The sequence below is a fragment of the Acinetobacter lwoffii genome (assembly GCF_022967985.1).
Classification (GTDB): domain Bacteria; phylum Pseudomonadota; class Gammaproteobacteria; order Pseudomonadales; family Moraxellaceae; genus Acinetobacter.
This window is the reverse complement of record NZ_JALJVC010000040.1, coordinates 1-8,608: the sequence shown is the minus strand read 5'-3', so window position 1 is coordinate 8,608 and position 8,608 is coordinate 1. Positions and strand designations below refer to the sequence as shown.

The 8,608-nt window shown below is 36.7% G+C and carries 9 protein-coding genes and 1 pseudogene; 9 read left to right on the top strand and 1 reads right to left on the bottom strand.

Features of this window, described 5'->3' with window-relative positions; all coding sequences use genetic code 11:
* Positions 1 to 13: 13 nt before the first annotated feature.
* On the bottom strand, positions 14 to 529 hold the full coding sequence (locus tag MWG72_RS15200) for a tetratricopeptide repeat protein (RefSeq protein ID WP_086044995.1): 516 nt from the start codon (positions 527 to 529) through the stop codon (positions 14 to 16).
* 416 nt (positions 530 to 945) lie between these two features.
* Here MWG72_RS15200 and MWG72_RS15195 point away from each other — a divergent pair, with 416 nt between their 5' ends.
* The 9 genes and pseudogenes from MWG72_RS15195 to MWG72_RS15155 all read left to right on the top strand — a co-directional run.
* Positions 946 to 3,141, top strand: coding sequence for a TonB-dependent receptor (locus tag MWG72_RS15195; protein WP_247144409.1), 2,196 nt, complete (start codon positions 946 to 948; stop codon positions 3,139 to 3,141).
* A gap of 73 nt (positions 3,142 to 3,214) precedes the next feature.
* Positions 3,215 to 3,499, top strand: coding sequence for a hypothetical protein (locus tag MWG72_RS15190; RefSeq protein ID WP_247144408.1), 285 nt, complete (start codon positions 3,215 to 3,217; stop codon positions 3,497 to 3,499).
* Positions 3,500 to 5,017: a PepSY-associated TM helix domain-containing protein gene (locus MWG72_RS15185; protein ID WP_247144407.1), complete on the top strand. Its 1,518-nt coding sequence runs from the start codon at positions 3,500 to 3,502 to the stop codon at positions 5,015 to 5,017.
* Positions 5,014 to 5,352: a hypothetical protein gene (locus tag MWG72_RS15180; RefSeq protein WP_247144406.1), complete on the top strand. Its 339-nt coding sequence runs from the start codon at positions 5,014 to 5,016 to the stop codon at positions 5,350 to 5,352. Before MWG72_RS15185 ends, MWG72_RS15180 begins: the two co-directional genes overlap by 4 nt.
* A gap of 618 nt (positions 5,353 to 5,970) precedes the next feature.
* On the top strand, positions 5,971 to 6,327 hold the full coding sequence (locus tag MWG72_RS15175) for a type II toxin-antitoxin system RelE/ParE family toxin (RefSeq protein WP_000269911.1): 357 nt from the start codon (positions 5,971 to 5,973) through the stop codon (positions 6,325 to 6,327).
* Positions 6,320 to 6,622, top strand: coding sequence for a helix-turn-helix domain-containing protein (locus tag MWG72_RS15170; protein ID WP_001140620.1), 303 nt, complete (start codon positions 6,320 to 6,322; stop codon positions 6,620 to 6,622). Before MWG72_RS15175 ends, MWG72_RS15170 begins: the two co-directional genes overlap by 8 nt.
* Positions 6,623 to 6,723: 101 nt before the next feature.
* On the top strand, positions 6,724 to 7,167 hold the full coding sequence (locus tag MWG72_RS15165; protein ID WP_247144405.1) for a selenium binding protein: 444 nt from the start codon (positions 6,724 to 6,726) through the stop codon (positions 7,165 to 7,167).
* Between the two features lie 71 nt (positions 7,168 to 7,238).
* Positions 7,239 to 8,279, top strand: a complete 1,041-nt coding sequence (locus MWG72_RS15160; protein ID WP_247144404.1) for a hypothetical protein — start codon at positions 7,239 to 7,241, stop codon at positions 8,277 to 8,279.
* Between the two features lie 182 nt (positions 8,280 to 8,461).
* Positions 8,462 to 8,608 (top strand): annotated as a pseudogene (locus MWG72_RS15155) (helix-turn-helix domain-containing protein); the annotation flags it as partial.

The window sequence follows — 8,608 nt, the reverse complement described above, 5'->3', positions numbered from 1 at the left end:
TTATTCTACATAGTTACATCTGTGCCTTATCTTCCCAAAATTTTGCTTTATCTAAATTTTTTTCTACACCTATTCCATATCGATACATAAATTCAAGATCCCTCATAGCCTCTTTACTGCCAAGAGACGCAGCTTTTTTAAATAAATCTAATGCCTTAGCAGTATCTTCAGTAACTCCCTCACCATTACGATATAAATTAGCTAAACCCACCATAGAATCAGTATGATTTAAGTCAGATCCTTTTGAGAACCACACAAAAGCTTTCTTATAATGTTCTTCAGCATCAGTTGGGTCCATATCTTCAACTAAACCAGCATATGTCGCATACCCATCACCAAGCCAATACATTGCATCGATATTGCCACTTTCCGCTGACTTAATAGCCCAGCTTTCGGCTTGAGCTTCATCTTCTTCAATACCGTAACCATGTATATATACATCGGCTAATTCTAATTGTGCTGATGAATCACCATTTTCAGCCTTTGTTAATAACTCATTTGAAAATGTTGGATTTGCCAAAGTTTCCATAGAAAAGATCAGTCCTAGAGCAATAGATGCAAGTTTGAAAAATTTCATTTTATGCCTTCAAATCAAAGTTATATTTAATTCGTTATGTTATTAATAATACTTTATTAAGATGAAAAATTAGAGTGATTTAACATAATGGCGATTATACGAAATTTTTAAATTTCTTTAATTATCATAAGGATAATATCATTTTTTAAATTTCGTATAACGTGTATTATGTTAATTTTAGAAGAACTATAGAGCATAGAAAAATTTAGTGGCTATTCAATTCTCGCATTTAGGGATTTAGACTAATTTAAAACGTGATTTAAATAGTAGGTTAAAATAAAAGTAAAGAATGTAACAAAAAATTTACACCGATAACAATAATGATTATTATTTGCGCCAATATTAATATTTATGTAAAGGGAATAGTAATGCGACTATCTCAATTCAGCCTGTGTCTTCTTAGTGTCGCCATTTCTTCACAGCTGTATGCACAAAAGCCAAGTCCTGCATCTAAGGAACAGGAAAGTTCAGATAAAACTCTCAAGCTTTCTCCTATTGTGGTAACAGCAACCCGTACCCCTAAAACAATTGCGGAAGTTGCGGGAACTGTGCAGACCATTCAGGGTGAAGAAATTGCTCAACAGGCTGGAGCGGGTCGAAAAGTAGCAGACGTTTTAGCGCAGCTGGTACCCTCACTGGCACCTAGCAGTGGAACCACCAGTAACTATGGTCAGACCATGCGCGGACGGAATGTACTGGTTATGATTGATGGAGTTTCACAGACCGGTTCGCGCGATGTGGCACGTCAGCTTAACAGTATCAGTCCAAATATGATTGATCATATCGAGGTGGTTTCAGGTGCGACTAGCATTTATGGTTCAGGTGCGACGGGTGGGATTATTAATATTATTACCAAACGTGCGGACAAATCGAAACCGGTCAGCTTTCAGACCAAGTTAGGCCTGACATCGGCTGATAATTTCCGTCGTGATAGTTTGGCTTATCAAGTGGGGCAGACTGCTTCATTTAATAATGAAAAGATGGACGGTTTTTTAGGGGTAGATTATACCAGTCGGGGTTCGCAGTTTGATGGTAAGGGGGATCGTATTTCGTTAAGTCCTTGGCAAGGTAGCACGATGGATACCGATACTCTGGATGTGAATGGTCGTTTAAACTTTAATTTAACCGATAAGCAAAGCTTAAGTTTTGGTGCACAATATTACAACGATGAACAGGATACCGAATATGGTCCTGACTATTCTTATCTGCAAGCCGGGACACAGCCTTCTTATAAATCCATTAAAGGGTGGAATTTAGATAAACAACCCTTTACAGAACGCTATGCATTTAATTCCCAGTATCAAAACCAGGATTTCCTGGGACAAACCTTAAATGTTGAAGCGTATTACAGGAATGAAAAAGCGCGTTTCGTACCATATGGTTATTCAAAAGATGGCGTGAATGTGAAACAAAGCCAATCAAATGTGGACTATGCCGGAATTCGCTCTACTGTTCAATCTGACCTGCAGGTAGCCGAGCGAGATTTAAAACTGACTTATGGTCTGGACTATGACTGGGAAAAAGACCATCAGTGGTCTGATTACTATACGCCAAGTAATAATGGTCTGGTCTACACTCCGACAGGTGAGAAACAAGGTTCTGGGCCTGATACAGAGATTCAGAATATTGGCACATTTGTACAAGGGGATTATGCACTGACGGATCGTTTGAATGTACAGGCCGGTGTGCGTTATCAGTATGTTCAGGCAGACACTGACAGTTATTTAACCGCACGCAATCCGGTTACTTTAATGGCGGCTGACTCTACCGATGCTGATAAGTTCCTGTTCAATTTAGGTGCAGTCTATGAGTTAACAGATGCGCAGCAAGTTTATGCCAATTTTTCACAAGGTTATAGTTATCCGGATGTACAACGCGTGCTGCGTGATGTAGCTGCCTATACCTTAACGACGTCAGGTATTGCACCGATCACGGTCAACAGCTACGAATTGGGCTGGCGCTTAAATCAGGACGACGGCTTAAACTTGGGTTTAACTGGTTTCTATAATACCTCCGATAAGGTGGTACAGTTCAACGCTGACCGTTCAGTAAATGTGGTGGATACCGATCAACGCATTTATGGAGCAGAAGCTACAGTAAGTTATCCATTTATGGACAACTATAAGGTCGGTGGTACCTTGGGCTACACACGCGGACAATATAAAGATGCAGCAGATCAATGGCATGAACTGAATGCTTTTGCAGTGTCGCCTATGAAAGGCACCCTGTTTGCTGAGTGGAATAATGAAGAAGGTTATGGTGTACGTGCACAAATGCTAGCCATCAAAGGCACTGATGAAGCCTACAAAGATGACCAGGCATTAAAAGCCGCAGGTTTAACTGATGGTAATAGTGCGGCAGAGATTAAAGGCTATACCACGATGGATGTACTGGCACATTTCCCTGTGGCCAAAGGCCGTGTCGATTTTGGTGTCTATAATGTCTGGGACAAGCAGTACAGAACCGTATTTGCACAACAAGCTGCTGTGACCAATGGTAATGCGCTGTTGGCGCTTCCTGCTGAAGGTCGTACTTTTGGCCTAAGCTATACCATTAATTATTAATGCTTACCCGGGAAGTATCTGTAGCAATACAGATACTTCTTCACTTCCTGAGATGGGATGAAAGATAAGGTCAATGGATAAACAAAAACCAGAGTGGTTATCTATTAAAGAACTTTTTTATATCTGCCTGGCTGCTTATGGCTATAGCTTATGGATCTCTTGGGTTTTACCTGATTATTTACCCTTTGCAACAGCTGAAAATATCTATTTATCTGCCCTCCTAAGTTTTACTTTTCTCATTTTTTATATTGTTTTAGTTCCTTGTATTCCGTCTAAATTATGGCAAAAGAGCATCAATTATCTCAGTTATATTTTATTGCTGAGCTATTGGATCATAAAAAAATTTGGAGAAAATTAAATGCAATTTCGCCAGATACAGGCAACTTTACACAGCTGGTTAGGTATCGTTGTATTGTGGTCGGTTTTCTTGATCTTTTTTACCGGCTCTATTGCCTATTTCAGAACTGAAATTAATCTTTGGTCTAAACCTGAAAATTTTTTATATCTAAAAGCGCCTCCTAGTTCCTTTGAGTCGGCCCAGGTTGCCTACGATTATTTAAATACTCATGCCCCAGATGCCAAAAGATGGCGAGTGAGTCTTGCCAGTCCCCGTATGCCTTTTAACACCTTGGAATGGCAAGACCAAAACCATAAGTACTATAAGCTGCAAGCCCCCAATACAGGGTTAATTTTAACAGAGGGAAGGGAAAGTCTGGGAGGCGACTTTTTTTTTAAATTACATTACAGTCTGTATCCTTTGCCCGATGTCGTCGGTAGAACGCTTGTGGTTATTGTCGGGGTACTATTTCTCATTGCATTAATTACCGGGATATTTACCCATAAAAAAATAATTAAAGATTTTTTTGTATTCCGGAGTTTTAAGGGACAGCGTACCTTATTGGATTTGCATCATATTACCGGTGTAGTGACCCTGCCTTTTTATCTAATTATGGCCTTCACCGGGATTATGATTTTCTTCTATCTGCTTGTACCAGCGGGAATCAATAAACACTATGGCGAGAATGGAATAAAGAAGTTTTATAGTGAAATACAATATATCAATCCGCCAAAATCGGCAGCAAATTCAGCTCTTCAATTAAAAGAATTTTCTGTATTCTCCCGTCAACTACCTCAACAGGCAAGTAATGGAGCGGCACTGGAGAAATTTGAAGTCAAAAATCCAAATACTGCGGAAGCCTTAATTACGTTTAATTATGGATATAACCAATTAATTACTTTCAATAATCCGCAATTTATTTTTGCAGCAAATACCGGACAGAATCTGAATTCCGAAAGAAATCTGCATCCTGTCGCTCAAATAAGCTCAGCAACTTATGGTATTCATTTAGGATATTACGCCAGTCAATGGATGAGGGGGATACTAGCGAGTTTAGGCCTTGTCGGTTGCATCATGCTGGTCGCAGGGGCTTTATTGTGGCAAAAGAAACGCATTAAAGAGCAACTTACCTTAAGTTATAATGTGGTTGCTCACCTTAATTATTTTACTTTTCTGGGCTTGCCGTTTGCGACAGCCATGTATTTTTTGGCTAACCGGATTTTGACGGCCAGTCTTGAACAGCGGATTCAGTATGAGTTAGGCATATTTTTTATCAGCTGGGTGGGTATTCTATTCATTCCAATACTGGTTAAAATGCAAAAAGCCATAGTTTTGGCCTTTATCCTCACTGCTGTTATTTTATGGATGACAGTATTCAGCCCGATCGTCTTGGCTCCTCAAACATTCTTCTTTAATACCTTGCGGCATCAGCAATGGTCTGTAGCAGGAGTTGATCTTGTATTGATGCTCATCGCCACGGGATATATATTTGCCTGTTTTTATTTCAAGAAAATAAAGCTGCGTGAGGTGGCCAAATGAGCCTGGCTGCAATATTGTGGGCAATTGTTGCAATGATGCAGCTGTGTATGACCAGTCAAAGTGGAATGAAAAAACTTGGGTATCCTTTTCTAAGCTTTCATTATTCTCAACCTTTGTTAAAAATATACTCAGTGATTTTTCTGGCACTGTCTTTATATCTGAACTGTCTGGATAACGGTTTTTCAGTGGGAATAATGACTTGGATTTTCCTAGTCATAACTTTAGCATTTTTTATACATATTTTATTTTTTCATAAATTTAGAGAATATTTCTTTATTCTGTGGATGTCCTCTGTTCTTTTAGCTCTGTCTTATTCAATGTATAAATTTATTTAGTAAAGAGATGGCAGTCCAGATTACAAATTAAAAAAGGGTCTGCAAGTTTTTCTCAAAGGAGAGAGTGAATTTTCCATCAATTCACTATCCATTTAACATAATGGCGGTTATACGAAGTACACTTGTATATTAATCTAAATATCAATTACTTAAAAAATTAATTCTGATCATAAAAACCGCAAAAAGCCGATTTTGAAACAAGTCGGCTTTTTTATGAGCGGTTTTGATAGTTCTTGCCAATAATTTTGTTTAAAAAGTAATCAATTTTGAGATTTTTCAAATTTTATCAATGCCTCAATGTCCAAAATTATCCACATTTTTTGTGGATAAAATTTAGGCTATTTTGTACGCTCTGGCGTACATAAATCTCGGCCCTTTGCGGCTACCTGGGACAGTGGAATTTTCCTATGATGAAGCCATAGAGAACAGGATGTTCCAAACAACAAGAATAAGAAAGATCGCACCAGGAACGTGAGGTAAGACAGGAGTCATACTTAGCAACCCAATATGAAAAACCCCGGCAGGATGCCGGGGTTTTTTATTGCCTATCATTTCTCATTTGCAAAACAAGCATAATGCTTCTAAAATATAGACTATAATCTATATTTTGGTTGTGGTATGTGGACAGTCATTACGACAGATCTATTTAATCAGTGGCTTGAACAGCAAGATGAATCTACTCAAGAGAAGGTCCTAGCTGCACTGGTTGTTCTACAGCAGCAGGGACCGAGTTTAGGCCGCCCTTTAGTAGATACTGTGTATGAGTCTAAATTTACCAATATGAAAGAACTGCGCGTTCAACATCGCGGTAGACCCTTAAGAGCTTTCTTCGCATTTGATCCCTTACGACAGGCTATTGTTCTATGTATTGCTGATAAAGGCGGTAAAAAGCGTTTTTATAAAGACATGCTGGATATTGCAGATGAACAATACCAACTTCATCTCACTACACTAGGAGATAAATCTAATGGCTAAGACTCTACAAGAATTGTTAGCTAGCCGCTCTCCAGAGAGCCAAGCCCGTATTCAAAAAATGGCAGATGAATTACTGCTAGAAAATCAGCTTCATCTTATTCGTGAAGAACTCGAAATTTCTCAAAAAGAGCTTGCTGAAACTTTGGGAATAAAACAGCCATCACTCTCGGCAATAGAAAATCGTGGCAATGATCTTAAAATATCAACCATGAAAAAGTATGTTGAGGCAATGGGTGGAAAGCTCCGTATTGATGTGGAGCTTCCAACAGGAAAACATATAGGATTCAATGTCTAACAATAAAAAGGGAGCTAAAGGCTCCCATTTTTAGATTCGTATAACGTGTATTATGTTAATTTTAGGAAATCTTTAAAAATTGAAATTTAGGATTTAATAGCATGTATGAAAGTTACACACGTCAAGCTTTACCATCAAAAAAGTATAGAGAACTTATAGGAACGGCTATTTGCGTATTTAATTCAAATAATAACTTTGTGATAGAAAATATATTAAGAGTAGATCAGACTGGTCAATATGAATGGCATAAACTTATAGACAAAATGTCAGGTCATCTGAGTGTTGATATTAAAAAGACGATTACAGCAAATTCAGATGAAACTATTGCACAACTTTTTAGTGATATCGTTGATATAAGAAATCGAATAATACATAGCTTTCAAATTACAGCTCCAGCTGGTGTTTCTGATGATGTAGATAATCAAATGCTCGCAACTAAGCATAAAAATGGAAAACAAGAGAGAATTACTGAAGAATATTTGATGAATTTCATAAAGCTGAATGAAGAACTTTCAAGTAAACTACATCAATTTAGAAGATTTTAATCGCTAATTTATTAAAAGGTAACCTATCCAAGTTTAATGAATCCGAAAGAATCCCAAATAAAGAGCTTGATATGAACGAAAAACATGAAATTTTCATTTTACTTATATTTTTTGGGTTTACTATTTCATACTTTACATGGATAGATCCTATTTATTATCTAGATATTAAAGATTTTCTAAAACAAACTCCTGTTTTCTTTCTTCCGACACTTATATTATCCATTTTAGGCTTATATTTCGCATTAAAGAATTATTTTCGAAAAAGTGGAGCTAATGTATCAGCATGGTATGGAGTTTCAGGAACGAATCAACATAGCACAAATTACATAAGTTCAGTGCTATTACTAAATAATAAGGATAAGCCATTAATTATTAATAATATTTATTTAAGACTAGGGCGTAATATTTATATCAAACTTAGTGAAATGGATAATAATTTTTTAACTCTAAAATCCTACGAAGTGATGCATTACAAACTTCCAGCAGTCCATGTATATTTCGCAGGCATGACAAGAATAGAAAATATTGATAAAGCCATAAATGATAAAAAAATAACAAAGAGAATTGTCTTAGATACTTTAGATGGACTCGTTGTCTGTAAAAAATTTAAAAAAGATAGTGTTCTAGATATTTTCTTTAACCGAGCAGGAACAGGATATATTAATGGTTATGGGGGGGATTTAATTAATGATAGAGCATTAGGTGATAAAGTGCTTTACCACATTGAGTATATTAATATTCATGGGTATAAAACATTCACGTATCTTTCTACTGATAAAAAGAAACCTAGCATTATTGAAGGTTTGAATTTTGATATTGATTTACTTTGGAGTGATAACGGAAAAAAACATGTAGAAAATGTATTAAATAGTGCTAAAGAGCAAGGAATTATTGATTGGCAAAGTTTTGAAGTGTATTCAAGATATTTTGATTTGACTTATACCCAAAGCCTAATAGAAAAAAATAACGAAAAGCTTGATATATGTGAGAAGCGACATTACCACAGTATTTTTCAACACTACATTTTAGTCCCTATCTTTTCTTTCATTGAAAGATGGGAACTTAAATTAAATAATAGAAGGCTTCAGAAGAAGAATATAAAAAAGAAATAGGGAAAGTTATAAGCCTTTGAATTATTTTGTATAAATTCCATTTTTCGGAACACATTATTTAACATAAAATCTCTTATGCGAAGTCAAAATGTTAGAACCCATTCAAAATGTCTATATTCTCACCAATAAAAATGTCTGGTTTACGATGGTTTTTATCACCATGGACTGTATATAAAATATAGATGCTGATCACTATGTCTGACAAAGAAATTCAACGTCTTGCAGTTCTGCAAGACGTTAGAGATCATCGTATTACCCAGGTCCGTGCTGCTGAAATCCTGAATCTTTCCACCCGTCAAATTACCCGGTTATTGCAGAAGCTCAATCAA

Bases quoted from the DNA above. Each gene is read 5' to 3' on its own strand.
- MWG72_RS15200 (WP_086044995.1), bottom strand. From the start codon at position 529: ATGGAAACTTTGGCAAATCCAACATTTTCAAATGAGTTATTAACAAAG.
- MWG72_RS15195 (WP_247144409.1), top strand. From the start codon at position 946: ATGCGACTATCTCAATTCAGCCTGTGTCTTCTTAGTGTCGCCATTTCT.
- MWG72_RS15190 (WP_247144408.1), top strand. From the start codon at position 3,215: ATGGATAAACAAAAACCAGAGTGGTTATCTATTAAAGAACTTTTTTAT.
- MWG72_RS15185 (WP_247144407.1), top strand. From the start codon at position 3,500: ATGCAATTTCGCCAGATACAGGCAACTTTACACAGCTGGTTAGGTATC.
- MWG72_RS15180 (WP_247144406.1), top strand. From the start codon at position 5,014: ATGAGCCTGGCTGCAATATTGTGGGCAATTGTTGCAATGATGCAGCTG.
- MWG72_RS15175 (WP_000269911.1), top strand. From the start codon at position 5,971: ATGTGGACAGTCATTACGACAGATCTATTTAATCAGTGGCTTGAACAG.
- MWG72_RS15170 (WP_001140620.1), top strand. From the start codon at position 6,320: ATGGCTAAGACTCTACAAGAATTGTTAGCTAGCCGCTCTCCAGAGAGC.
- MWG72_RS15165 (WP_247144405.1), top strand. From the start codon at position 6,724: ATGTATGAAAGTTACACACGTCAAGCTTTACCATCAAAAAAGTATAGA.
- MWG72_RS15160 (WP_247144404.1), top strand. From the start codon at position 7,239: ATGAACGAAAAACATGAAATTTTCATTTTACTTATATTTTTTGGGTTT.